This is a genomic window from Roseiconus nitratireducens (assembly GCF_008629675.1).
GTDB lineage: Bacteria > Planctomycetota > Planctomycetia > Pirellulales > Pirellulaceae > Stieleria > Stieleria nitratireducens.
In genome coordinates, this window is the sequence record NZ_VWOX01000004.1 from 367,277 (window position 1) to 388,704 (window position 21,428).

13 protein-coding genes are annotated in these 21,428 nt (G+C 61.9%); 7 read left to right on the plus strand and 6 right to left on the minus strand.

Annotation, left to right across the window (positions count from 1 at the left end):
- Positions 1 to 44: 44 nt before the first annotated feature.
- On the minus strand, positions 45 to 986 hold the full coding sequence (gene ispH / locus FYK55_RS09280) for a 4-hydroxy-3-methylbut-2-enyl diphosphate reductase (protein ID WP_150076117.1): 942 nt from the start codon (positions 984 to 986) through the stop codon (positions 45 to 47).
- A gap of 12 nt (positions 987 to 998) precedes the next feature.
- On the opposite strand from ispH, the gene hpnC reads away from it, so the two are divergent.
- The 4 genes from hpnC (at position 999) to FYK55_RS09300 (ending at position 7,081) form a co-directional block, all read left to right on the plus strand.
- Positions 999 to 1,859 carry a squalene synthase HpnC gene (gene hpnC, locus FYK55_RS09285; RefSeq protein ID WP_150076118.1) on the plus strand — a complete coding sequence of 287 codons (861 nt, stop codon included), beginning with the start codon at positions 999 to 1,001 and terminating at the stop codon, positions 1,857 to 1,859.
- 149 nt (positions 1,860 to 2,008) lie between these two features.
- Positions 2,009 to 2,989 carry a phytoene/squalene synthase family protein gene (locus tag FYK55_RS09290; RefSeq protein WP_150076119.1) on the plus strand — a complete coding sequence of 327 codons (981 nt, stop codon included), beginning with the start codon at positions 2,009 to 2,011 and terminating at the stop codon, positions 2,987 to 2,989.
- Positions 2,986 to 4,539 (plus strand): hydroxysqualene dehydroxylase HpnE, encoded by a 1,554-nt coding sequence (gene hpnE / locus FYK55_RS09295; RefSeq protein ID WP_150076120.1) that lies wholly within the window; start codon positions 2,986 to 2,988, stop codon positions 4,537 to 4,539. The genes FYK55_RS09290 and hpnE overlap by 4 nt, the downstream gene beginning before the upstream one ends.
- 67 nt (positions 4,540 to 4,606) lie before the next feature.
- Complete coding sequence (locus FYK55_RS09300) at positions 4,607 to 7,081, plus strand: FAD-dependent oxidoreductase (RefSeq protein ID WP_150076121.1); 2,475 nt, start codon at positions 4,607 to 4,609, stop codon at positions 7,079 to 7,081.
- A 244-nt stretch (positions 7,082 to 7,325) separates the two neighbouring features.
- Here the strand turns inward: FYK55_RS09300 and metH are convergent, their stop codons facing one another.
- Positions 7,326 to 11,027, minus strand: coding sequence for a methionine synthase (gene metH, locus FYK55_RS09305; RefSeq protein ID WP_150076122.1), 3,702 nt, complete (start codon positions 11,025 to 11,027; stop codon positions 7,326 to 7,328).
- A 408-nt stretch (positions 11,028 to 11,435) separates the two neighbouring features.
- Here metH and FYK55_RS09310 point away from each other — a divergent pair, with 408 nt between their 5' ends.
- Complete coding sequence (locus FYK55_RS09310) at positions 11,436 to 12,545, plus strand: hypothetical protein (protein ID WP_150076123.1); 1,110 nt, start codon at positions 11,436 to 11,438, stop codon at positions 12,543 to 12,545.
- A 26-nt stretch (positions 12,546 to 12,571) separates the two neighbouring features.
- Positions 12,572 to 14,080 (plus strand): tyrosine-protein kinase family protein, encoded by a 1,509-nt coding sequence (locus FYK55_RS09315; protein ID WP_150076124.1) that lies wholly within the window; start codon positions 12,572 to 12,574, stop codon positions 14,078 to 14,080.
- Positions 14,081 to 14,344: 264 nt separating this feature from the next.
- Here FYK55_RS09315 and FYK55_RS09320 read toward each other — a convergent pair whose 3' ends face one another.
- Positions 14,345 to 17,551: a protein kinase domain-containing protein gene (locus FYK55_RS09320; RefSeq protein WP_150076125.1), complete on the minus strand. Its 3,207-nt coding sequence runs from the start codon at positions 17,549 to 17,551 to the stop codon at positions 14,345 to 14,347.
- 215 nt (positions 17,552 to 17,766) lie between these two features.
- Here FYK55_RS09320 and FYK55_RS09325 point away from each other — a divergent pair, with 215 nt between their 5' ends.
- Positions 17,767 to 18,378, plus strand: coding sequence for an RNA polymerase sigma factor (locus tag FYK55_RS09325; protein ID WP_235908550.1), 612 nt, complete (start codon positions 17,767 to 17,769; stop codon positions 18,376 to 18,378).
- Between the two features lie 25 nt (positions 18,379 to 18,403).
- Here FYK55_RS09325 and FYK55_RS09330 read toward each other — a convergent pair whose 3' ends face one another.
- The 3 genes from FYK55_RS09330 to FYK55_RS09340 all read right to left on the minus strand — a co-directional run bounded on the left by FYK55_RS09330 (position 18,404) and on the right by FYK55_RS09340 (position 21,400).
- Positions 18,404 to 19,378, minus strand: a complete 975-nt coding sequence (locus FYK55_RS09330; RefSeq protein WP_150076126.1) for a bile acid:sodium symporter family protein — start codon at positions 19,376 to 19,378, stop codon at positions 18,404 to 18,406.
- Between the two features lie 15 nt (positions 19,379 to 19,393).
- Positions 19,394 to 20,368 (minus strand): alpha/beta hydrolase, encoded by a 975-nt coding sequence (locus FYK55_RS09335; protein ID WP_150076127.1) that lies wholly within the window; start codon positions 20,366 to 20,368, stop codon positions 19,394 to 19,396.
- Between the two features lie 72 nt (positions 20,369 to 20,440).
- The gene (locus FYK55_RS09340; protein ID WP_150076128.1) at positions 20,441 to 21,400 is read right to left on the minus strand and encodes a Gfo/Idh/MocA family protein; all 960 of its coding nucleotides are present in this window, start codon (positions 21,398 to 21,400) and stop codon (positions 20,441 to 20,443) included.
- Between the last annotated feature and the right edge of the window lie 28 nt (positions 21,401 to 21,428).

Here is a 21,428-nt window from a genome sequence, read left to right on the forward strand (position 1 = left end):
GCCCAGTGATTTGATGCGGGCCAGGATTCACGCAGCCTTCTGCTTCAGCCCTTGACCGGATTGAGTGAACGCAGTGGTTTGGGCAGCGGGAACTGGACGGACTCTTCGCGGACCGTTGCGGTTTCCACGGTCGCACCAAATTTTTCGACCAACCAATCAATGGTCGACTGGACGACCGACTCGGGGGCGCTGGCCCCGGCGGTAATCAACACGGTTTGGCTTTGGTGAAAGTCTTCCAAACTCAAATCCGCCGGCCCATCGACCAGGAACGCCAACTTCCCCTGATCGGAAGCCAGCTCTCGCAGCCGCGCCGAATTGCTGCTGTTTTGGCTCCCAAGCACGATCACCACGTCGGCATCGGGTGCCAACATGCGGACCGCGTCCTGGCGGTTCTGTGTGGCGTAGCAGATGTCGCCTTTGGGCGGGCTTTCGATGGCCGGAAACCGTTGTCGCAAACGCTCGATGATGCGGTTGGCATCGTCAACGCTCAGCGTCGTCTGGGTCAGGAAGGCCAACTTGGTGGAGTCGGCGACCTGCAACCGATCCACATCGGCTTCGTCTTCCACCAAAACAATCGCCTCCGGTGCCTCGCCCATCGTCCCGAGCACTTCGTCGTGGCCGTCATGTCCGATCAGCACGATGGTGTAGCCTCGCTGGGCATACTTGATCGCTTCCAGGTGCACCTTGGTGACCAGGGGGCAGGTCGCATCCAGCGTGGTCAGATGCCGGGCCTTGGCGGCCTGGCGAATCTCCGGAGAAACCCCGTGCGCCGAAAACATCAGGACGCTGCCTTCGGGGACATCGTCAACGGAATCGACGAACACGGCACCTTTTTTCTGAAAGGTGTCGACGACGTACTGATTGTGTACGATCTCGTGATAAACGTAGACCGGCGCCCCGAAATGCTGAAGCGTCAGCTCCAACGAATCGACCGCCATGTTGACCCCGGCACAGAATCCGCGTGGGGCCGCCAATACGATTTTCATTGCAGTTCCTAGATGACGTCCGGAAAGATTCTCCGAAACAGTGAGCTCGTTTGTCGCCGCCTGGCCCGATCGCACTACGAGAACTTTCTGGTCGCTTCGATCCTGCTGCCGCGGCGGCTCCGACAACCGTTTTACAACATTTACGCGTTTTGTCGCACCGCCGACGATTTGGCCGACCAGTCGCCCAGCCCCGAAGCAGCGCTCACCGCCCTGGATGATCTGCAGTCCGATCTGGATGCCACGTTCGCCGGTCATCCGCCCGACACCAGTTTCTTTCCCGCACTGGCGCACACGGTCGAAACCTTCGATCTGGCAAAAAAACCCTTTGAGGACCTGTTGTCGGCTTTTCGCCAGGATCAGCACGTCACTCAATACGCAAGCATGCCGGAATTGATCGATTATTGCACACGATCGGCAAACCCCGTTGGCCGAATCGTGTTACAACTCGCCGGGCAGCTCAACGAACAAACCGCCCCGCTCTCGGACCAAATCTGCACCGGCCTGCAGCTGGCAAATTTTTGGCAGGACGTCAAGCGCGACTGGGAAATCGGACGAGTTTACCTGCCGCAGGACGCTTGTCGGCGGCACGGCGTGCAACCGCGGGACCTGGCCGACAGCCGCACGCCGGAAACGCTGAAATCCCTGTTGGCACAGCTCTGCGATGATGCCGAAGCCCATTTCCACCGCGGATTGCCTTTGGCCGAACATGTCCCCCGGTGGCTGGCCGGGGACATCCGCCTGTTCGCCCACGGCGGCCTGGCGACGTTGCAGGCGATTCGGAAAATCGACTTCGACGTGTTACGGGTGCGTCCCAAAGTCACCAAAATGGTGCAACTGAAGTTGATGACACGGGCGGCGACCGGCCGCTTGTGAACCGGATGCCAAAGACGTTGAATTGCCCGGTCACGTTTGAATCGCTCCGGTAACCACGCACCGCCCTGACCCTTCCGTTCGCCCTGACCCTTCCCTTCGCCCGGTCCGCCACCTTTTTCAGGTCAATCCGTTCAGGCCCACACAACCAGATGCCGGACTCCGCCCTGACGACCGCCAGCTACCGACACGTGCAGCGCATTTCGCGCCGCAGCGGCAGCAATTTTTATCACTCGTTCTGGCTGCTTCCGCGTGGCAAACGCAACGCGATGTGCGCCCTGTACGCCTTCGCCAGAATCACCGATGACATCGGCGATTGTCACGAACCGTCGGCGTTGCGGAAACGCTGGTTGGACTGGTGGCGACAAACGACCGCGCTGAACTTGATCAGCGATGCCCCCACCGACCACGTCACGCTGGCACCGGGGATCGCGACGGACACTTCCGACTGGCCGATCGATTTGAATCAACGGGCTCGCGAAATCTTACCCGCCCTGCGTGACACAACGCGTCGATTCGAAATCCCCACCCGTTACCTGTTGGAAATCGTCGACGGCGTGCTGGCCGATCAACAGAAAACTCGCTTCGACACCTACGAACAATTGGAACACTACTGCTACCTGGTCGCATCGGCGGTCGGGTTGGCCTGTTTGCATATCTGGGAATTCAAGGATCCGTTGCCGATCCGTGCGGCGATCGATTGCGGTTTGGCGTTCCAATTGACCAACATTCTGCGTGACATCTCTGAAGACGCCCGACGCGGGCGGATCTACCTTCCCCGGCAACATTATGCCCAGCACGGACTGTGTGAAGACGATCTGCTGGATCCCCGCGGCGACGACCGACTGGGTTGCTTGATCGAGGATGAAATTCGTCGGGCGAAGACGCTGTATGCCAGCGGTTGGAGCGTCTGGGATTCACTGGGCCAGGACGGCCGGCCCATGTTTTCGATGATGTGGCGGACCTACCGCCGACTCCTGGACCGAATTGCCGAAGACCCACGCGCCGTCGCCACCCGGCGTGTGCGGTTGACCACCGGCGAGCGGCTGGGTTTGGTCTCGCGCCATTTCCTGACGCCGATGTTTCGTCGGCTTCCGGTTCCGCCCCGCGAGGTCGTCGAGGCAACTTCTTGAATCGGACCGCCGCAGGCACCGCCCCGAGCGACACGCCCCCGAACGACACGTCTACTGCGACGCGACCGACCGACGTCCTGATTGTCGGTGGCGGCTTGGCAGGCTTGGCGGCCGCCGAGGCGCTCACGCGAACTCAGCCGGCGTTGCGGGTGACGCTGTTGGAATCCAAACGTCAGTTGGGCGGGCGGGCAGGCTCATTCGCGGATCCATCGTCCGGAACCACGGTCGACTATTGCCAACATGCCGCGATGGGATGCTGTACCAACCTGCTGGACCTGATTCAGCGGTGCGGGCTGTCGCAATGCTTCCGCCGCTACCGTGAATTGACCTTTCTGCACCCCCAGTCCCCGCCCAGCCGTTTCGCGCCCAACCGTTTCCTGCCGCCGCCACTGCATCTGGCTGGAACGCTTCACGCCCAACGTTACCTCCGACCTGCTCAACGCATCCAGATTCTGCGCGGGCTGTGGCAATTGATGCGCAGCCGAGACGACAAGCTACGCGCGACGACCGCCGCCCGATGGCTTTCCGAACACGGCCAGGACGCGGAAACGTTGAAGGCGTTCTGGGACGTGATCCTGGTGAGCGCTTTGGGGGAACGAACCGATCGCGTGGCCATGTCAGCCGCCCGGAAAGTATTGATCGACGGGTTCGCTGCGGCCCGTGGTGCCAGCGATGTGTTGATCCCCACGGCGCCGCTCTCGCATGTTTTTGGAGACCGGATGCGAGATCACTTGTCCAGCCGCGGTGTGGTGATTCGCCAAGGTGAAACGGTCCGCAGGATCAACGCTGACCGAACCGTCGTCACCGGAGAGAGCCAGTTGCGGCCGGACCACGTGATCTGCGCCGTTCCCTGGCACCGCGTCGCGGACTTGTTCTCCGACTGGCCGGCTGCCCAGCGCGCCCGGCTTCCCGACCTGGAGACGGTTTCAAACTTTCCGACCTCACCGATCACCGGCTTGCACTTGTGGTTCGACAAGCCGATCACCGATCTGGACCATGCGGTGATGGTCGGCACGGTCAGCCAATGGATGTTTCGTGCCCCATTCAGCAGTGCCCCATTGGAAAGTGCCAACGGCGACCGTACCAACGTCCAGCGTACCGGCGATGACATCCAACCGAGCAGTCCGGGCGGACAACCAACAAGCGGCCACTATGTCCAGATCGTGATCAGCGGTTGCAGCGACGTGGGATCGGGATCCATCGAATCGCTGCTGGAGGTGGTCCTGTCGGAATTGCGACACGCCTTTCCAGACGCACGCCAGGCGCGTCTGCTGAGCCATCGCCGCGTGACCGATCCCAACAGCGTTTTTTCGATCACTCCGGCGGTGGAAGCGGCGCGTCCGTCCAGCCGGACCGACGTGCCGTGGTTACACTTGGCGGGCGATTGGACGGCCACCGGATGGCCGGCGACGATGGAAGGCGCGGTGATCAGCGGCCGCAAGGCGGTCGAAAGCCTACTGGGGGGGATCGACGACAGCCCCCCCGCGGCGCTGGTCCGTCCGGGGCTTCCCCGCCGCTGGTTGGCGCGGCGGCTGATCCGCCAAAGCTGACCATTTGCCGCGTCACTAGTATTCGCATAGACCATTTTTCTCATTCCAAAAGGCAGAGTCGGCAGGCGTGGATCGATCCCTTCCCGAACACCTGGACGAGCGCATTCGCTGGTGGGTCTCTCCCGATCACGCCTCGGGCGGCCCCGGACAATTCGTGTTGTATTGGATGCACACGGCATTGCGGGCACATGAGAATCCGGCGTTGGACAGCGCCATTTGCCTGGCTCGGCAAAACGGATTGCCGTTGCTGGTCTACCACGGGCTGAGCGAGCAGTATCCCTACGCCTGCGACCGCCATCATGCGTTCATCCTGCAGGGACATCGCGATGTCCAACGCCAGCTATCCGACCGGGGCATCGTGGCCGCGTTTCATTTGCAACGGCAGGGCAATCGGGGCCCCTACCTGAGAGATCTGACGCGGGCGGCAGCTGTCCTGGTCACCGAAGAAATGCCGGTGCCGCCGGTAACCGGATGGCTGGAGCGTCTGTCGGTCACCACCGAGACGCCCATCGCCACGGTCGACTGCAGCTGTCTTGCCCCGGTCACCCTGGTCGATCGCTCGTTCACGCGGGCGGCCGAGTTTCGGCGCGAGGTGCAGCCGCTACATGAGGAGCGGTTGCAGCGGCCGTACGTCGAACAAGACATCGACGTTTCGATGTGCGACCTGGACTGGATGACGCAAACCTTTGGGCTCAGCCCCCTGTGCCTGCAAGATGCCGACCTGGCCAAGTTGATCGGTCAGTGCCGGATCGACCACACCGTCGCACCGGTCGCCGACACGCCGGGTGGCAGCCGCGCCGGGTACGCACGCTGGAAAAAGTTTCGTGAGCAAAGTCTGCGTCGCTACGGACACGCCCGTCGCAACGCCGCCCGTCGGGACGGCACCAGCCGGATGAGTGCTTACCTGCACTACGGGATGGTCAGCCCGTTTCGGATCGCTCGCGAAGCGGCTGCTGAGGGCGCGACCAAGTATCTGGATGAGTTGCTGACGTGGCGCGAGTTGTCCTTTCACTTCTGCTTTCATCATCGCGACGAAATTGACTCGCTGGATTCGATTCCCGACTGGGCGCGCACGACCCTGCGGCAACACGCCAAGGACCCACGCGAGGAAGATTGCAGTTGGGAACGATTGGCCCGCGGAAACTCCGGGCGACCGCTTTGGGACGCCGCGCAACGCAGCCTGTTGAAACACGGTGAATTGCACAACGACCTCCGAATGACCTGGGGCAAGGCGTTCCTCCCCTGGGCATCGTCTCCCGAGCGTGCGCTTCAATTGACGCTGGACCTGAATCATCGTTACGCCCTGGACGGACGAAACCCGTCTTCGTTCGGTGGCGTGCTGTGGTGCTACGGACAGTTTGATCATCCGTTTGACCAGGATCGCCCCATCCTGGGCACCATCCGGCCTCGTTGCCTGGAGCAACACGCGGAGCGATTGGACCTGCAGCGGTTCACGAAAATCGCCGACCGACCCATTGCCGCCAGCCTGCCGCGGGTCGCAATCGTCGGTGCGGGAATGGCGGGACTGACTGCCGCCCGAACCCTGTCCGACCACGGCATCGACGTCACCGTGTTCGACAAGTCACGTGGAGTCGGCGGCCGCATGTCCACGCGACGCGTTGAGCTTCCTGGCCGGGGCGTGCTGCGTTTTGATCATGGCGCGCAATACTTCACCGCTCGCGATGGGCGATTCTGCCGCTTGGTGAACAGCTGGATGCATGACGGCCTGGCGCAACCTTGGCTGGGCCGCATCGTGCAACTGTCCGCGGACGGATCGATCGAAGAAGAAAAGCGTGGAACGGCCCGCTACGTCGGCGTCCCGGGAATGAATCAGATCGCAAAGCATCTCGCCGCCGACCTGGTCACTCGACTGCGCACGCCGATCACGCGCGTCGCCGGCCAACCCGGATCGTGGACACTGCACGACCAAAGCGGGGAAACCCATGGGCCGTTTGAAATCGTGCTTTGCAACTGCCCGCCGGATCAAACGCTTCGGTTGATCGACGGGATCAGCCGGCTGGCCGAACCGGTGCGCCAAGTCGAAATGCGGCCGTGTTGGGCCGTGATGCTGGCGGCCGATTGCCTGGGCGATCTCCCGTTCGACGGAGCGTTCGTGCAAGACAGCCCGATCAGTTGGATTGCGTCAGACCATGCCAAGCCGGGGCGCGACCAGCCACCGACTTGGATGATTCACGCCTCGGCGGATTGGTCCCTGCGCCATTTGGAATGCGATCCGGAAATGGTCTCGGAAACCCTGGTTGCCCAATTTCGATCGCTGGTCGGACGCGAGGCCGGGCCGGTGTTGTTCCGTCAGGCACATCGCTGGCGTTACGCGGTACCGGCCAGCCCGCTGGAATCGGAGTCGCTGTATGATGCCACCGAAGGCATTGGCGTGTGTGGCGACTGGTGCGGCGGAGCGAGGATTGAAGCCGCGTACTTGAGCGGATCCGCGCTGGCGGGCGCCGTCCTTCGCGATCACACGATCGACCGGCCCGCCTGGGGAATCGATCGCCCGCACCAACCGTCCCTGTTCGCCTCCTAGGTAGGTCAGGCTGTGCCTGACGACGGAGTTGAATCGGCCTACATCACCAACGCATTTGCCGAGCGGCCCTACACGCGGTCCACGCTCTGGGCGAGCGTGGCTACATCGGGCTTTCACGCTTCTGGCAAGCGTGGCTACGCCGGATTCCACGCTCTGGCGAGCGTGGCTACGTCCGGATGTCGCCAGGTGTTGTCTGAACACATCTGAGCGAAGCACCGGCAGCATCGCGAAATCGAGCCGCGAATCATTCCGGCTGGTAAGCCAGGTTGGGCGACAGCCACTTCTCGACTTCTGCGACGGTCAAGTTCTTGCGTTTCGCGTAGTCTTGGATCTGATCGCGGGTCACCCGATCGACGGCAAAGTACCGTGCATCGGGATGTGCGAAGTACAGACCGCTGACCGAAGCGGCGGGCATCATCGCGAATGAGGGCGTCAGTTCAACGGACGTATTCGCTTCGGCATCGAGCAAGTCAAATAAGGTCCGTTTCTCCGTGTGGTCGGGACAGGCGGGGTAGCCGGCCGCCGGACGGATTCCGCGATAGGCTTCGGAGATCAAATCCTCGTGGGAAAGACTTTCTTCGGCTCCGTAAGACCAATCGCGGCGGGCCCGTTGGTGAAGCAACTCGGCGAACGCCTCGGCGCATCGGTCGGCGACCGCCTGGACCATGATGGCGTTGTAGTCATCGTGCTTCGCCTTGTACTGCGACGCCAGTTCCTCCGCACCGACTCCCGCGGTGACGACGAAACCGCCGACGTAGTCTTCGCGACCGGAGCCCACCGGGGCGACGTAATCGGCCAACGAACGGTAGTCGCTTTGACCTTTACGCTCCCACTGCTGCCGCAGGAAATGGAATCGCGTCAGCTCCTTTTGGCGTGACTCGTCGGTGTACAGGATGACGTCATCGCCGTCGCTGGCCGCCGGCCAGAATCCGTAGACGGCGTTGGCCTTCAGACTGCCATCGGCGATCGCCTGATCCAGAATGTGGTTGGCATCCCGCAGCAATTCCTTGGCCTGCTCGCCGACCACCTTGTCCTCCAGAATCTTGGGATACTTCCCTTTCAACTCCCAGGTCATGAAGAACGGCGACCAATCGATGTACTCCCGGATTTCCGCCAGGGGAAAATCCTTCAACACTCGAGTTCCGGTGAAGGACGGCTTGTCGATCCGCACCTGGTCCCAGTCGGTGGCGAATCGCTTTTCCAACGCCTCGGCGTAGGGAACCAGCTTCTGCTTGCGGTCCTGGAAACTGGACACCAGCTTGGCCTGCTGCTCGCGATTCTCTGCGACAAACTTGTCACGGGACTCTTCGCTGAGCAACCGTTCCACGACGCCCACGCTGCGGCTGGCGTCTTTGACGTGCACGACCGGCGCTTCGTAGGCGGGCGCAATTTTGACCGCGGTGTGCTTGGCGCTCGTTGTCGCTCCGCCGATCAGCAGCGGCATCGTCATCCCCTGCCGTTTCATTTCGCGAGCGACCGTGATCATTTCATCCAAGCTGGGCGTGATCAGACCGGACAGCCCGATCATGTCGGCATTGTGCTTGATGGCTTCCTCGAGAATCTTATCGGAACTGACCATCACGCCCAGATCGATCACTTCAAAGTTGTTGCACTGCAACACGACGCCGACGATGTTCTTGCCGATGTCATGGACGTCCCCCTTGACGGTGGCGATCAGGAACGTGCCGCGAGCGGAAGCATTCTCCAAACCGGCATCCAGTTTTTCCTGTTCCATGAAGGGTTCCAGGTAGGCCACGGCTTTCTTCATCACGCGCGCCGATTTGACGACCTGGGGCAGAAACATCTTGCCTTCGCCGAACAGGTCGCCGACGACCTGCATGCCGTCCATCAACGGGCCTTCGATCACTTGCAGACAACGATCGAAACTCTGCCGCGCCTCCTCGGCATCCTCTTCGATGTACTTGTCGATGCCCTTGATCAATGCGTGCTTGATTCGCTGGGCAACGGGTGCTTCACGCCAAGTGAGGTCCTCGGTTGATTTTTTCTTGCCAGATCCTTTGACCGTTTCGGCGAAATCCAGCAGCCGATCGGTGGCGTCGTCGCGACGGTTGAGCAAAACGTCTTCGACGTGTTCCAGCAAGTCTTTGGGGATTTCCTCGTAAACCTCCAACTGGCCCGCGTTGACGATCCCCATGTCCAAGCCCGCTTCGATGGCGTGGTACAGGAAGGCGCTGTGCATCGCTTCGCGGACGCGGTCGTTGCCGCGGAAGGAGAAACTGATGTTGCTGACGCCGCCACTGGTCTTCGCGCCAGGGCATTCCTGTTTGATCCGTCGCACGGCGTTGATGAAATCGACGGCGTAGTTGTTGTGCTCGTCAATCCCGGTGGCAACGGTCAGGATGTTGGGGTCGAAGATGATGTCTTCCGGCGGGAAGTGCGCCTTGTTGACCAGCAGATCGTAGGCCCGCTTGCAGATCCGCACCTTTTCATCTTCGGTGGCCGCCTGCCCTTTTTCGTCGAACGCCATCACCACCGCCGCGGCACCGTATTGGCGCACCAGGTTGGCCCGCCGCAGGAACTCCTCCTCACCATCCTTCAGCGAGATGGAATTGACGATTGCTTTGCCTTGGACGTTCTGCAGACCGGCTTCCAGGACTTCCCACTTGCTGCTGTCAATCATCACCGGCACGGAGGCGGTCACGTCGTCACCGGAGATCAGACGCAAGAACCGCGTCATCGCTTCCACGCCGTCCAGCAGCGCGTCATCAAAGTTGATGTCGATGATGGTGGCACCGTTCTGCACCTGCTCCCGAGCGACTTCGACGCCTTCGTCGTAGTTCTCGTCGCGGATCAGCCGGGCAAACTTGCGACTGCCGGTGACGTTGGTTCGTTCGCCGATCATCGTGAAGGGAACTTCCGGCCGCATGACCATCGGCAGTTGTCCCGACAAGCGGGTGTACACCGGGCCCGGTGACTCCTGCTTTGGCTTGCAACCTTCGATGCGCTCAGCGAACGCCCGAATGTGATCCGGCGTCGTGCCGCAACAGCCTCCCAGAATGTTGATCCATCCGTTGTCGGCGTACTCACCGACGATCTCCGCCATCGCTTTGGGACCCAGATCGAATTCGCCCATTTCATTGGGAAGCCCGGCGTTGGGGTGGCAGCTGATCGGCAGATTGGCGACGTGCGAGAGCTCCTCGATGTGGGGACGCATCACGTCCGGACCGAGTGCGCAGTTCATTCCGATCGACAGCATCGGAAAGTGCTCCAACGCCGTGAAGAAAGCTTCGACCGATTGGCCGCTGACGAAAGTGCGCCCGCCCTTGTCAAAGGTTCCGCTAACCATCACCGGGACGCGGCGTCCGCCCTCATTGAAGAAATCCTGGATTGCGAACAGACAGGATTTCAGGTTCAGGGTGTCAATGGCCGTCTCGGGCAACAAGATATCGACCCCGGCATCGACCAGCGAAGCAACCTGGGCCCGGTAGCTGGCCCGCATCTCCTCAAACGTTGTTTGGCGAAAGGCCGGATCGTCGACCTTGGTGCTGATGGCCAACTGCATCGTCGTCGGTCCGATGGATCCGGCGACGAAACGCCGCTTGTCGGGTGTGCGTTCGGTCCACTCGTCGGCGGCCTTGCGGGCGCACGCCACCGCCGCGCGGTTGATCTCGTCGACCAGCTCCAGCGGCAGATCGAACTCCACCATCCCGACCGGCGAGGCACCGAAGGAGTTGGTTTCGACGATGTCGGAGCCGGCGGCGTAGTACTCGCGGTGAATGTCGGTGATTTTTTCCGGATGGGTCAGGCACAGAATGTCGGAAAAATTCTTCAAATCTTTGTGGTGATCGGCGAAGCGTTCTCCCCGGACCCCGGCCTCATCAAGCCCCAACCGCTGGATCATCGTGCCCATCGCACCGTCGAGCAGCAGGATCCGTTCGCGAACGAGTTCGGACAGTAAATTGGACGTCGAATCGACTTGAAGCATGTTGAATTCGTAGGAAAGTGTCGGTGTTTGAACGCCGTTATTCTCGCGGGACAGGGAAAAATCACAAGGCGAACCGCCAAAGTCGCCCGCATTCAGCCTTGCCGTCGGTGTCTCCGTTTCGTTATTCCGCACCAGTCAGAGGACAGACTCCACCGTGGAAAATCGCTGATGGACCAGCAACGTGACACCTCCAGGCCGCCGATGAGTTCGCATCCTACCTCGCGTCCGATGCCAATCGACCGGCCCCCTTCGCCCCACCGATCCCACCCGCCGCACGCGGCGATCGCACTCGCCGAGCCCGCGCCGCCTGTGTCCCGGGAGGGTATTCCGTCCGGGCGTCCGGCCCAGGCGACTCCGCGCCGGACACCCCCACCCCCTTCCAACGGGCGGTCTGGAGCGGTGGCCGGAATGCCGGGAGCGACCGCAGCCCTGCCGATCCTGTTCGAGCTGCCCAATTTAACCATTGATCCTTCCGAACTGGCACCTGCGGATGACCGCCAGCCGATCGAACAAGCCTGTCACGCGGCGCACCAGGGACCGCCGGCCGGGCACGTCAATCCGCCGCCGGGAACGCAACATTTCGACGAGGCGCCTGCCGGCGACACGCCGCCAAATTCCGCCTGGTGGCCGCAACCCGTGACGCCCCCCGACGCCGACGCGTCCTGGGAACCAGCGCCGATGCGCCACGCGTCCGCTGAAGCGATCGGTTCGGCACCGTCCGTGGAAGACGACAACTTCGCGCAGGAAAACCCAGACGGCCGACAGGACGCCGACGATCCGGCGGCCGAACCGGGCGGATCCATCCGAAGCCTGTCCCTGGCAAAGACCTGGATCCGTCGCGCCGATTCGCTGATCCGGCTCAACCCGATCGCGTCAATGTCGGCGTTGGCATTGCTGCTGGTCTCGCTGGCATTCGCAGCGGGACTGGCCCTCCGACCGAGCGACTCCGTCTCCCACGAACCGCCGATGGCGGAGGCCGTGCCTGATTCGCTGGGCGAATTCTCTCCGCCGGACCACCCGTCACACGATCACCTTGGGAAGGCCCCCAGTGCTTCCGTGGCGCCGATGGCTACCACCGATTTGAGACCCGCGCAGCCCGAATCCGGGACCGCTCCTTCCGCGGCACAGCAAATCGTTGACGCGGCTCAGGCGTTGGAATCCGACTCGATCGAGAACGCCTTGAACCGGGCCCTCTCCAGCGACCCGGCCGAAGCGTCGTCGCAAACCTCGACACCCCCGAGTGGCTCGACGTCCCCGGGGGCTCTGGGTGCGCCCACGTCACGCCAGACGAACACGCCGACTTGGACGACACCCTCGGCGGCGGATTCTCCCGAAGCCATCGTTGCCTATCGAACCACCGAAAGCGGCCCGGAAGCAGCCGAGTCGCTGCCGTCCGAATCCACCCCGGCTCCCGCCGGCGGCAGCGGATTCCGCTACAGCAACACACCCCACGCGATGGGTGACCTGCTGGGAATCTTGGATGCCTGGGAAGCCGGCGCGTCGAAACCCTCCAATTGAATGTCTCCGGACCGAAGCAGACCATCATGAAGACCGACGAATCATTTATCGGCGCGTTCGCCCGACACCGTCGCTTGTCCACACAGGATCCGACGCGCGATCAGTCCGCCGACCGGAACGCCGCGTCCAGTGAGTCTCCATCGGGCACAGCGGCCGTCTCCCAAGACGATCGACAGCATGCTCCGGCTTCCGGACAGCCGGCGGCAAGTCATCGTGCCAACACGGGATCGCGTGACGCGGTCGACCCGACCGGGGTTGACCAGACTTGGGTCGGCGAATTTGACGGCCAAAGCTTGCGAATCGACACGCCGGCAGCGACGCAGGCACTCGACGCATGGCACGGCCCGCTGGAAGAGGTTCCGCGATTCGTCACAACCGATCCAATTCCCAGCGTGGATCCGGCGGATCGCAACCCAGGATCGGTAAACCATCGCGCCGATCCTCCGGGCTCCAGGCACACAAACCGTGGAAACCAAACCGCGGGCCCCGTCGATCGTCCGACTCCCACCACGGCACCGGGCGCGACGAACACAACGGCAGCCACATCACGCCAGGCACCGGAATCAACACCCACGTCGGCCCCGTTGACGAGCCACGCGCCGACGGATTCGTCGACGCCGGTCCCGCCGGTGAATGCTGCGGCGGTCGCTGAGCTCAACTCATCCGGTGCCTCCGCGTCAAAATCCGCCGCAACCGCTTCACGCCCGCCGATCAACTCCACCGTGACGGGCGGATCATCACCGGCCGCAAAACCAGTGGAGAAAACGGCGACGCAACAACCCGCCAAGACAGAAGCTCCGACTCCGGGTCCAGCGACCCATCCGGACAAGTCCGGTCAGAGCCATCCGGCCGGTCGTTCGCCCTCCGCAACGGAGTCCCGCAAGAAAACACGCTGGGCAGGCGCAGCTTGGGAGGTCGACGCCTTCGACATTCCCCAGCGTGTCGCCGACTTGTTCTTCGACGAATCGTTCTTCCGCTCGATCGCGGTCCAAATGAATCAAGCCGTGCGAGCAGGTTTGCAAACCATGCTGGTGACCAGCGTCTCCGCTGGCGAGGGTCGGTCGACCGTCGCCATCGGGACGGCGATCTCGGCCGCCGCATCGGGCTTGCGCGTGGCGTTGGTCGATGTCGATGCGGAATCACCGCATCTGGTGGATCACCTGGGCCTGGAAATCGACTCCGACTGGGTCACGGCCATTCGTCACGGTGAGACTCTGGAGAGTGTTGCGGTGCTTTCGCTGGAAGACACGCTGACGCTGTTGCCGCTGACAACCAGCTTGAAGTCCAAGGCGCCGGTCACACCCAATGAGATCGACCAACTGTGCCAACGCGTGACCGACTGTTTCGATCTGGTGTTGTTCGACGGCCCGACGGCCGCCAGCTGGCCGGCGTCCCGAATCGCCGCGGCGATGGACTCCTGCTTGATCGTCCGCGACATCCGTCAAACCAGCCAACAGGACGTCGCATCAATCGCCGATCAATTTCGCGCCAAGGGTGTCCAAGGCCTGGGCGTGGTCGACAACTTCTGCCAGTGACGCCTGAGGCGCGCGGCTTGGCTTCACCCTCCCTCCGGGAGGGTCGCGGAGGAGCCCCGCGACGACGCGGGGAGGGTTGCCCGGCCCGATTGATTTCAGTGGGTTCACGAACAAACCCTCCCCAAAGGCTCGTGCCTCGCCTTTGACCCTCCCCGGAGGAAGGGTGAATTTCAGAATCGAGTGGTAAAGCCTTGAAAAGAACGCCGGCCACGGTCCCCCAAACCTGTCCTGGCAAATCGATCCCCGACGAGGCACCGAAGCCAATCACTCGTCCTCGATCGATTCTCCGCCGGCGATCGTGATCATTTTCCGGAACCGATCGACATTCAGTTTCTCTTCCTGACCGACACTCCCGTCGGCCATCAGGTACAGCGTCGGCTGATACAGATCGGTCACCATCGCATCCAGGTCTTCGGGCTTGGTCCACGGGACGCTGGACGGTGATTCGATCAGCAACACCGTCTTGGAGGTGCCATCGGTCAGCTCGATAAAGCTCCGCCCGCCGGCTTTCCCCAGCGCCCCAACATCACTGGCAAAACCCAGGAAGTGCGTGTGCCCGGCGCGTTCGCCGGGCTCCGCACGCGGGCTCCGGTAGACGTCGGGCATCTGCTCGATCAGCTTGGAATTGTGCTCGCTGTCCCAGGGCTGGTCGAATCGATAGCTTCCCCACAACTCGCCCTGGTCCAGGTAAGGCAGCAGCGCGACACGCCAGCTGTAGGGATACTTCTTGCCGGTTTTTTCCGAGGCGGTTTTGGGCAGATTCTTCGACGCCGGCAAGAAACGGTGGGCCCGGTAGAAGTTATGAAAAGCTAACCCGATTTGCTTCAACCGGCCCATCGAGAGTGAAACATCAATCAGCGATTGCGTCATCGTCTGTTTGCCCGGCAAGCTGGACTCGCCACCCCGTTTGAATTGGTCGATCAGTGCCAACGCGATTCGCTCGGGGCTGTGCTCGGCGCCCTTGACGTTGAGTGCTTCCGAAAGCTCGCCCGCGAATATCGCATTCGACTTGGTCAAATGCCAAACCTGTGGCCTGCCCGGAATCCCTCTTCCTGCCCACGCATTCTGCTGCAATCCGGGAAAAACCGACTCTTCTACCTCATACGTCAGATGCAATCCCTGATCGTCCCAGGTGGCGTCAAAGACGGCGGTACCACGTTCGGCGTGTTTCAATTCCAACTCAAATCGGTCCTCTCCAAGATCTCGCACCTGATAGTCCCCGGTGGCAAAGTTGTTGGGCGGGGTCAGCATCGGATTGATCAAGAAGAATTGGTCTTTTTCAATGACAATCACGCTAGTCAATCTGTCATGGGTATCTCGATTCAATTTTGGATCGGGCAGCCACATTCCTTGTAGCCGCCGGACGGTTGCGAGCCGCCGAGCCCGAGCTTGGGCCGCGTCTTGCATGGACTCTAAGGACGAGCCCGACAGCGGCGGACGCACGGCGCCCTCGACCAACCCGGCCGACAGCCCCTCGCGAAGCCGCGCGCGTTCCTCGTGAGTGAAATCGCCGGTGATCTGGACCGATGCGGCGACAGCGGACAGGATTCGCGGGGCGGCGAGGATCTTGCCGTCGGCGATAATTGCCAAGGTCTGATTCAAGTGGTCCGAGGTCAAACGACGTAGTTTCTCGCCGACCGGCGGCGTGAATTTCAGTTCGATCCCCTGGTACTGATCCTGGTATCGCAAGATCTGGCCCTTGATCTCTGGCCACGTCACGCCGTCGCGGGCCGGATTCTTGATCAACCCGTAGGGTTGGCCATCGACATCAACCGACACGGCTTCACTTAACAGTACCGACGATGCCAATGGAACCCACGTTCCGTGTGGGGTTTCGACGACGCGGGGCGTGTTGCTCGGCTTGCCCACCATCTGGTCGAAACCATCGGAAGCTTTCAACGCTTCGCGAAGAGCTGCTTCGGCTGCCTTGGTGTCGGTATTGAAGGGATCCGCAATGATGGCGAAGGACAAAGCCCCCAATATCCCGTCGGAGTCATTCGCGTCAGGCAACTTGTCCGCCGACGGTGCCCCCGCGGGCGTTGCCGCCGCACGCTCAACCGCCGTTTCCTTTCCGCTCTGGTCCGCAATCGGCGCGTCATCCTGCACCATTTCAACATGGGCACCACTCGCCGGAAGCTTCACCGTGGTGCCATCGGGGTAAGTGATCTTGATCCACAAGCCCATCGCCAGGCCGGCGAGCAATCCCAGCATTCCGGCACCGATGGCTGCGGCGATTGGTACCCGCCGGCGGTGCCAGGGCTGCAGCCTTGGACTGACGCTTGACGCGGCAACCTGCTCCGCGGGCCGATCCATTTTGACCGCCCGATCGATCAGGGCGACCAGGTCGGCTCCCCGGCTGAATCGGACCAAAGCCTCGGCCACCTCACCGGGGGACTGCGGACGTCCCTGGGGATCTTTCGCCAACATCGAATCCACCAACTTGACCAGCGGCTTGGGCGCTTCGGGCAGTCGTTCCGCCAGACTGGGCGGCGGACTGGAAACATGGGCATTCAGCTTCGAAAACACCGTGGGATGATCTGGATCGGCGAACGGTGCAACTCCGGTCAGCAACTTGAATAGCGTGCAGCCGAGCGAATACAGATCCGATCGGCAGTCGACGCTGCGTCCATCGACGACTTGTTCCGGGGCGATGTAATCGGCGGTTCCCAACGTTTGCCCGGTCCCGGTGATTTCCGGCTCACCGGCCGAGGCGAATTGGAATCGCGCCAGACCGAGATCCAGCAGTTTCACGTCGCCCTGTCGGCTGAGCATGACGTTCGATGGCTTGACGTCGCGGTGCACGAACCCTTGATCGCTGGTGTACTGCAGTGCCGTTGCGACGACGCGCGTGATCTCGCAAGCGTCGGCAATCGGAAGGGGGCCGATCCGGGTCACCAGCTGGCCCAAATCCAGACCGTCGATGTATTCGGTCACCAGCACCGCCGTGCCGTCGATCTCGCGGGCGTCGTGGGCGGTGACAATGTTGGGATGACTCAACCGTCCCACCGCCCGCATTTCCACATCGAAGCGATCCCGCATGCGGCGGTCGGCCAGCCGGTGCCCGCCCAGGACCTTCAGCGCGACCTCGCGGCCCAATTTGGTGTGCCGAGCCAAATACACGCATCCCATGCCTCCGCGGCCGATGCGTCGTACCAGATCGTACTCGCCGATCGACGACGGCAAATCGTCCTCTTCGGAGTCGGCCAATCCCTCGCCGGCATCCGCCAACGCTGCCAACGCTTTGGCCATCGCCATGCGGCAATCGGGTTCATCGGTCAGCCCCGGATGATCATCGTGCTGGCGCAGACCGTGGACGAACGAGTCTTCGGAATCGACCGTTTCCAATTCCGCTTTGCAACGCTCGCAATCGCGAAGATGCTGAAACAGAACGTCGCTGTCTTCCTCGGACAGGCAGCCCAGCGTGAACGCTTTCAATTGGTCGGCAGAAGGGCATTCGGTGGCGGTCATCATCGCATTTTCCTCGCTGGCACTACGGTTTCAAGCATCGCAATCGGTCAGGATCGACCTCTACCAGGAAGAACGCAGACGTCTGACACCAAAAAAGAAAATCACAAAAACCCGAGAAATCCTCGGCCATCGGCGACGTTTCCTCAGATGGGAAACACGGAACGCGTTGCCTAAGATCGGGCCGACCGCGGGAACGGCCGGCAGGCTAAACTGGTCCCATGAATCCGCCCGACAAACGCGCCGAGCTCCCCTCACACCCGACATTGTCATCGATGTTCCTGTCCGGTGTGCGCGACTTGGACCCCGAATCATGGAGCCGGCTGGTCCAGACCTTTGGACCGATCGTCTACCGCTGGTGCCGAACGTCCGGCGTCAGTCCCGCCGACGCGCCGGATTTGGTGCAGGACGTGTTCACCTCAATCGCGCGGGGCATCGGAGGCTTTCAGCGGCAGACCGCCGAAGGCAGCTTTCGGTCCTGGATCGCAACGATTACCCGCAACCGCATCCGAGACCATTTTCGTCGGCGGGCGGCCCGTGAGCAGGCCGAAGGCGGCACCGAGGCACTCGTGCGATTGCAGCAACAATCCGATGATATCGATGATTCGGTCCGCGGCGAAACGATCGAAAGTCCCCTGCTCCGCCAAGTGATGGCGGCGGCGCAATCAGAATTCGAACCCAAGACCTGGACCGCCTTTTGCTTGACGACGCTGGAGAGCAAGTCACCCGCGGCCGTGGCAGAACTGACCGGGCTGTCGGTCGCCAGCGTCTATCAGTCCAAGTCGCGGGTCTTGCGACGGATTCGACAGCGGATGGCGGAATTGCCCCAGTAGCGTTTGGGCGACTGCGACCATCCCATCAATTCGCCGGCGGCGTCCGTTCACTCCGACCGGCCCACAGGGCGGCCAACACGGTTCCGGTCAACATGCATCCGAAGGTGTACGCCGCGGTCGGAATCTGGGCCTGAGATTCGCCGCCCCACAGACTGGCTGCCAGCGCCGTTCCCAAACCGGCGTTCTGCATCCCGACCTCCAACGTCAACGCCCTCCGCATCGCCGACGGCATGCGGCAGGCGCAACCCGCCAGGTAACCGCCGCAATAACCCAGCACATTCATCAGCAGCAGCCCGACCAGCAAGCTGGCCTGCACGCCCGCAAGCCGGTCGCGGTTGGCCGCGACCACCGAGGCGATGATCCACAGCAGCGCAAACGTCGCCACCTTGGGCGCGACCTTTGACGCCAACGGCTGAACCCACGCCAGCGACTGCTTGACCCCATAGCCAATCACGATCGGGGCAACGACGGAACCGAACAGCGTGGCCGCCATCCGTTTGGCATCCACCACCTCGGAACCGGTCTGCAATCCGGCCACCACGGTCAAAGCCAGCGGAACTGACAGCGGTGAAAGCAAGGTCGCCACCGATGTCAGGCTGACCGAGTAACTGACATTCCCGCGGGCCGTCATGGTCAACACGTTGGACGCCATCGCACCGGGAACACATCCGGCAAGCAGCACGCCCAACGCGATCGGCCCTTCCAGCCCCAACAGTTGCACGACCAGCCAAGCGAGCGCCGGCATCAGCGTGCACTGCACCACGACTCCGCAAAGTACCATCCAGGGACGGCGTCGAAGTTCCACCAACTCCTCTCGCTGAACGACCAACCCCAGGCAAAACATGGTCAGCGAGACCAGCCCCAACAACCAGGTCGAATCCAGGCGAAACGGATCGAAGCCATCCGCGAACCACGGCCAGACGTAGGCCAAGGCCGAACTTGCGACCAACGCAACCAAGACGTCAAAACCGGCCACACGGCGTTTTAGCTCGGTGAACACATCAACGCCTTTGTTCTACCGGCGTTGACGGGCGAAGGACGCTTCATGAAACCGCATGATCTCCAGTCCCTTTTTCCCGTAGATTTTGGTGGCCGAGTGTGGGACGTCGGGAACAACCAACGGCTTATGCTCGATCCCCAGTTCCTTTAGGAATTGCATGTATTGCAGGTTGTTCTCGTAGTTGAATCCGTCGGTGCCGACGTACAACATCAAATGGAGTTTGGGAGCGTCCTTACGGGCAGCGTAGGTGCGGGCAAGATCCCAGGTGTTGTCGCCCTTGGCAAATCGCAGCGTTTCCGATTCGGCCGAATCAGGCGACTCGCTGATCCGTTTTTCGGTCGCGTAGCCGCCCCCGCCGGCGGCGACACTGCTGAATATTTCAGGATAACGCAACGACAGCCGCATCGTTCCCCGTCCACCCTGTGAAAACCCCTCCAAGCCTCGACCCTTTCGATCGGCGATGGTGCGATACGTCGCATCAATGTGAGGAATCAACTCGCGAATGAAGACGTCCGCACCAACCGCATCGGGCTGGCCTGGCACGCCGATCGAAGCGGGAACGTTGTAGTGGCTGACCGGCCCGCCGTTGACGAACACGTAGATCACGGGGGCCACCTCGTGTTCACCTCGCAATCGGACGATCTCGCGGGCCACGCCCACGCCCTTGGCTTCGCTACCGGGACGCCCACCGTGCAGATAGTAGATGACGGGGTAACGTTGCTGCGACGTTTCGTATCCGGGCGGAAGAAGGATCGCGTAGCCCACCGCCTGATCCGCTAGCCGGCTGTCAAAGGTCGCGTGCTCCAGCCCCGCTATCTGATGCTCGGGCAGCGGATTGACCCAGCGGAACGGTTTCTGCGGTTTCTTTTTCTTCTTCGTCTCGGCCGGCGATGCCTTGGCGCTCGATTCTTGCTGGGCAACGGCGGCCGTAGGTCCGATCACTGCGGCCAGACAACAACCAATCAAGACGCAGACGAAATACCGGATCATGGAAAACCAAACGATTCAAGGGAGAGAATGTTTTGAAACACAAACGGAACCGGATCGGAAAACCGCAACCTGTTACTGATCCGAGCTCTGGTAGGCCGCACGGATCACTTGGTTGGTCGCCATCCCGATCTGACCGGTCACGCGGGGTGTTCGTCCGGCCAGGACGGCTTGCGAAAAGTCTTCGATCAAGGGGGCATGATAGTTTGAGTGCGGCGGATGTGACTCGGTTTCACAGCGGCCATCGATCTGGACTCTCAAGTCCCCGGCATTCAAATCGTCGGTGCACAGCCAACCGTCGGTGCCGATGATTTCCAGACGGTCGGGCGTGTACCGGGTTCCGAAAAAACATTGCAGCACGCCCTGCCCGCCGTCGCGGAAATCGACCAACACGGTCGCGGCCTGTTCCGCCTGGTAGTCGGGCGAGGGCACGCAGCTGGCCTGAACATTCTCGATGCTACCGAAAAGCTGCAGAAACAGGTCCAAACGGTGGCTGCCGATATCCATCAGCGGTCCCCCACCGCCCTGCGCCTTGACCACCCGCCAGTCATCGGCGGGAAAACGGAGCGGATTGCCGGTGGTGGCCAGGATCGACAACGGGCGTCCGATCGCACCGGACTGGATCAGCTCCGCCATCCGCGAGACGACCGGATAGAACCGCCGATAGTAGGCGACGCCCAGGTTCACCCCGGCCGCCTGACAGGCGTCGATCATCTGCTGACATTCTTCCGTGCTGAGCGCCATCGGTTTTTCCACCAGCACGTGCTTTCCGGCTTCGGCGGCGGCGACCGTGTGTTCGCAATGCAGATGCACCGGCGTGGCAACGTAGATGGCGTCCAGGTCGTCGCGGGCGATCAATGCTTCGGCCGACGTCGTCAATTCCGTCACGCCAAACTGGCTTCCAAACTCCCGCAACGATCCCTGATCGCGTCGACAAGCCGCAACCAATTCGCTGTTCACATCACCGATCATTGCGTCGGCCACCCGCTTTCGCGAAATGTCGCCGCACCCGAGCAGTCCCCATCGAACTTTCATGAATTCCCTTGCCGCCGGCTTTTGTTGG

What these genes read in the sequence shown, in the direction of transcription:
- FYK55_RS09335 (WP_150076127.1), bottom strand. Translation starts at nt 20,368, where the DNA reads ATGATCCGGTATTTCGTCTGCGTCTTGATTGGTTGTTGTCTGGCCGCA.
- ispH (WP_150076117.1), bottom strand. Translation starts at nt 986, where the DNA reads ATGAAAATCGTATTGGCGGCCCCACGCGGATTCTGTGCCGGGGTCAAC.
- hpnC (WP_150076118.1), top strand. Translation starts at nt 999, where the DNA reads ATGACGTCCGGAAAGATTCTCCGAAACAGTGAGCTCGTTTGTCGCCGC.
- FYK55_RS09340 (WP_150076128.1), bottom strand. Translation starts at nt 21,400, where the DNA reads ATGAAAGTTCGATGGGGACTGCTCGGGTGCGGCGACATTTCGCGAAAG.
- FYK55_RS09290 (WP_150076119.1), top strand. Translation starts at nt 2,009, where the DNA reads ATGCCGGACTCCGCCCTGACGACCGCCAGCTACCGACACGTGCAGCGC.
- FYK55_RS09325 (WP_235908550.1), top strand. Translation starts at nt 17,767, where the DNA reads ATGAATCCGCCCGACAAACGCGCCGAGCTCCCCTCACACCCGACATTG.
- metH (WP_150076122.1), bottom strand. Translation starts at nt 11,027, where the DNA reads ATGCTTCAAGTCGATTCGACGTCCAATTTACTGTCCGAACTCGTTCGC.
- FYK55_RS09320 (WP_150076125.1), bottom strand. Translation starts at nt 17,551, where the DNA reads ATGATGACCGCCACCGAATGCCCTTCTGCCGACCAATTGAAAGCGTTC.
- FYK55_RS09310 (WP_150076123.1), top strand. Translation starts at nt 11,436, where the DNA reads ATGCCGGGAGCGACCGCAGCCCTGCCGATCCTGTTCGAGCTGCCCAAT.
- FYK55_RS09315 (WP_150076124.1), top strand. Translation starts at nt 12,572, where the DNA reads ATGAAGACCGACGAATCATTTATCGGCGCGTTCGCCCGACACCGTCGC.